Raw genomic sequence first — 1,344 nt, 5'->3', positions numbered from 1 at the left:
TTTAATACACTCCCTTGCATTTTCCTTGAAAACAAGCAAAATCGTCTCAAAATACTTCACGCTTTAAAGTCTCTAGTTTGCAGTTAAAGCAAACAGGCAGATTTGTCTCAACAAGACAAGAAACAAACAAACAGGAATCTTGCAAAGCTAATAAACCTTGCAAGATAAACCCATATTCTAGTATTTGATTATTTCATTTCAAAGACGAATATTAACGATAAAAAGGATTAAACATGTCATGGGGCCAAGCAGCAGGAGCAATAGCAAGTGGCGTAGGTGCAGCATTAGGCGCTGCAGCAAATATCTATTCAGCTACAAAACAAGCAGAGACGGCAAATAAACAGCTAGAACAGCAACAAAAACAAGCCGAACAGCAACAAAAAAACCTAGAAAAAGCAGAGGCAAAGCAAAATGAAGCAACAAATGCCGCTGCGGCAACTAGCACAAACTTTGCAGAACAAGCAAAAGGCGATAAACTAGAAGAAAGCAGTCTTAGTGGTGGCTTGAGTGGTGGTAGTTTAACAAGCCCAGAGTTACCATTAGGCAGACAATAAGTTTTAATACTTTCCTTGTCATGCTGAAGAGGGCTACGCCCTGAAGTATCTCTGCTTTGAAAAAAAAGAGATGTAACGCTATCGCTCAACATGACAAGCAATAAAAAAAGGTTTATTCATGAAATCGTTTCAAAGTTTTGATTTTGTTGGCAACAAAGATTTAAATAAAAAATTGTTTGGCAATTTTGCTTATGATGTAAATAACTTGCCAACACCACAGCAAGATAATACACAAAAGGATCAGAATATCAGTAAAGGCATGGGTGCGGCAGATTGGGCGCAAGTAGGAATAGGTGCGGCAAATTCGTTAGTAGGCTTAGGTTTAGGTGCATGGCAAGCAAAGATAGGCGAAGATGAAAGAAAAGCAAAGGAAAAACAAAGACAAATAGAAAACGAGCGTTACAACCAACAGAAAGCCTACCATGAAAAAGGCATAACTGATGCGGCAAATACAGCAGGTGGATTAAAATCAGCAAGTGCGAATGTCTCAAGCCCACAGCAAAACACAGCACAAGCAGCAAATAATCCCCCACAGGCAAACGCACAAGCACAGAATCCGCCACCAGCAAACACACCGCCACAGGAAGATTTACCAATGCAAAGGCAATAAATTTTAATGAGTGATTTTTGTCATGTTTCGACTTCGTCTCAACACGACAAGGAAAAGCAACATGCCAAGCAAAAGAGCCAAAAACAAAAAGGAAAGGGCAATGAGACAAAGAAAACAAAAGGAACTAAGTATGCGGAAACAAACCACGCAAACAAACCCAGCTTTTTAAGGTTGATGGTG

At 39.7% G+C, this 1,344-nt stretch carries 2 protein-coding genes; both read left to right on the top strand.

Features of this window, described 5'->3' with window-relative positions; genetic code table 11:
* Positions 1-233: 233 nt before the first annotated feature.
* Positions 234-554: a hypothetical protein gene (locus T368_RS0111565; protein ID WP_004084629.1), complete on the top strand. Its 321-nt coding sequence runs from the start codon at positions 234-236 to the stop codon at positions 552-554.
* A 118-nt stretch (positions 555-672) separates the two neighbouring features.
* Positions 673-1,164: a hypothetical protein gene (locus T368_RS0111560; RefSeq protein ID WP_004084631.1), complete on the top strand. Its 492-nt coding sequence runs from the start codon at positions 673-675 to the stop codon at positions 1,162-1,164.
* Positions 1,165-1,344 lie beyond the last annotated feature (180 nt).

The organism is Helicobacter bilis ATCC 51630 (assembly GCF_000686565.1).
GTDB lineage: Bacteria > Campylobacterota > Campylobacteria > Campylobacterales > Helicobacteraceae > Helicobacter_A > Helicobacter_A bilis.
Note: the sequence above shows the minus strand (reverse complement) of the source record. Positions and strands in the feature narration are given on the sequence as shown.